Raw genomic sequence first — 504 nt, 5'->3', positions numbered from 1 at the left:
TCAGTGCCTCAAATCAAAGAGGTTGATGCAGCAACAGCACAAGAAGCGTTAAAGAAACTCAAGCATCAAGCCCACACAATTTCACGCATTAACGAAACAGCCTGCGCGGCCAACTAAACAAATTTAAAAGGGAAAATCCATGTCAAAGAATATCAGCGTAAAAATCAATAGTGGCAACGAAACCGTTGAGACCGTCAAACTGAACGCAACGAATAAAAAAGTCATTATCAAAGCGCAACCGAATGTGAACTACGAATTGGTTGACGACAATACCCAATACGCCCCAGAAACTATCGATACCAAACGTATTGGTAACGACCTTCACGTTGCATTTGAAGGCACCGACATTAATCAAGAATCCGATTTAGTATTGGAAGGCTATTACGAAAACAATAATACCGAATTACTTTTGGGTAAGGCAGAAAACGGCCGATACTACGCCTATGTACCGCAAAGCGGCGTTGAAAGTGATGCGGTTACCTTGTTGGCAGAACAAGTATTTGC

The 504-nt window shown here is 42.1% G+C and carries 1 protein-coding gene; it reads left to right on the top strand.

What is annotated here, in order from left to right; translation table 11 throughout:
• Positions 1 to 139: 139 nt before the first annotated feature.
• Positions 140 to 504 (top strand): hypothetical protein (locus tag HMPREF2608_RS03310; RefSeq protein ID WP_210402756.1); only part of this gene is annotated, 365 nt, incomplete at its 3' end.

Origin of the sequence: Neisseria sp. HMSC064D07 (assembly GCF_001837185.1) — a bacterium.
Taxonomy (GTDB): domain Bacteria; phylum Pseudomonadota; class Gammaproteobacteria; order Burkholderiales; family Neisseriaceae; genus Neisseria; species Neisseria flavescens_C.
Note: the sequence above shows the minus strand (reverse complement) of the source record. Positions and strands in the feature narration are given on the sequence as shown.